Origin of the sequence: Streptomyces sp. NPDC048496, assembly GCF_043200055.1 — a bacterium.
Taxonomy (GTDB): domain Bacteria; phylum Actinomycetota; class Actinomycetes; order Streptomycetales; family Streptomycetaceae; genus Streptomyces.
Genome location: NZ_JBICXB010000145.1, coordinates 1 through 1,241, shown reverse-complemented (window position 1 = coordinate 1,241; position 1,241 = coordinate 1). Strand labels below are relative to the sequence as shown.

Annotated in this window: 1 protein-coding gene; it reads right to left on the bottom strand. The window is 58.7% G+C overall.

Going from position 1 to position 1,241, the window contains the following annotated elements; genetic code table 11:
• Positions 1-438: 438 nt before the first annotated feature.
• Entirely contained in the window at positions 439-780 is a 342-nt protein-coding gene (locus ACGFSA_RS35220; RefSeq protein WP_393310271.1) for a hypothetical protein, read from the bottom strand.
• Positions 781-1,241: the final 461 nt, after the last annotated feature.

The following is a 1,241-nucleotide window of genomic DNA, read 5'->3' as shown; positions in this document are numbered from 1 at the left end:
TGCTCTCCGGGTTCCCTTGCCGCACAACGGACATGACACTACGTCACTCGCGAGACCGGCGAACCGGATCAATCGCAATCGTGCAATGCCCCTGGCCCTTCAGCCGTAGATCGTGATCATGCTGGAGTATCAGGCGATCGGGGTGGCTGAGTCAATCACCACATCGGAGCCGTCCCTGACAACTTCGATCATCAGGTTGAGCACACGTCAGTTCAGGCCAGTGACCGCACTGTTGAGCATGTGAATTCGTGACCGAAATGAGAGGCTGTGGAGTTCTTCCGCCGAAGGACGGGTGATGCCCGAAGCGCCTGCCATCGCACGAACGTGCACCGCGGCAGCTTGCGCCGCCATTCGGGGCGACCGAGCCGGCCACAGACACCATCGCCGACCACCTCGGGCCGATAATTACATTTCAAGGAACCACCCTTGAGCTATTTCTCATTTTTCGCTTCGCCGGATCCAGTGGGCCCGGCGTTGACGATGCGCAACTGAATTCGATTGAACCTCGCCGGATTCCCGTGCTTCCGTAACGGGACGGTCCGTCGGGACGCTAAGGTTGCCTACGGCGTAATCCGTCGTTGCAATGCTGTCGACGAGCTGGTCTTCGGTGAAATTCTCCGAACCGGGAACATGTGGGATGAAGCCGACGAGCACGCCTTCGCTGACGATCTCCGCGTCAAGACCGGCAGCCCCGTCAAGGTCCCACAGAGCTTCAAGATCTTCGTCGAGCACGACCCTGATACCGAACTCGTAAACACCTGCCTCGACCACATGTGCCATGACTCCGCGAGCGCGAAGTCTCGACACCATCCGATCTGCACGATCTGATTCCATACGCGTACACCTCGTCACTCCGGGCGGCAGGTACCTTTGCCGACTACGTCAAGCACACGCCGGGGACTCAGCGAAAACGACAGGTCGCTCACCCTTCGCCAACGCTACTCCGAAACAAATCAATCCGCCCATCAGCTAAACGTGACGGCTCTCGTCGACACAACGCCTTTCAACGCTTTTGAAGCAGCGGTACACGATTGGCTCACAATCGATGAAGAAATTCCCGACAGGAGCCCTCATCTCATTTTCACCGAATCAAGGAGATTCCTCGGACCACATTCAGAGTACGTAGGCCCAGTCGTAGCCACTCAACCCGGATCCACCGGCTTGATCCCGGTGTGATCGTTTCGGGGTCGTGCAGGCCGTGTCGGGGTTGAGCTGCGGATTCGGGCGTGGGGTGGCCGCTG

Bases quoted from the DNA above. Each gene is read 5' to 3' on its own strand.
- ACGFSA_RS35220 (WP_393310271.1), bottom strand. From the start codon at position 780: ATGGCACATGTGGTCGAGGCAGGTGTTTACGAGTTCGGTATCAGGGTC.